Origin of the sequence: Gemella haemolysans (assembly GCF_028308085.1) — a bacterium.
GTDB classification, from domain to species: Bacteria; Bacillota; Bacilli; order Staphylococcales; family Gemellaceae; genus Gemella; species Gemella haemolysans_D.
Genome location: NZ_JAQMFS010000061.1, coordinates 1 through 242 on the forward strand (window position 1 = coordinate 1; position 242 = coordinate 242).

Below are 242 nucleotides of genomic sequence, written 5' to 3' on the forward strand. Positions count from 1 at the left end.
ATGGAACAATATCATTTGCGGGAATCGAATATGACGAAAGTCAAGTAGGTACACATAAGTACAAAATATCAGAAGTTGCAGGAAACGAACCAGGTATTACATATGATAAAACTGTGTATGAAGTAGAAGTGAGTGTAACAAAAGATACACAAGCAAATAGACTAAATGCAACAGTATCAAAAACACCTGAAGAATTAAAATTCACAAACCAATACACTCCTGCAGAAAAAACAAGTGTAACA

The 242-nt window shown here is 33.5% G+C and carries 1 protein-coding gene; it reads left to right on the plus strand.

Annotated features, from left to right (window positions below; all coding sequences use genetic code 11):
* Positions 1-242 (plus strand): Spy0128 family protein (locus PNO30_RS04980; protein WP_271987383.1); only part of this gene is annotated, 242 nt, incomplete at both ends.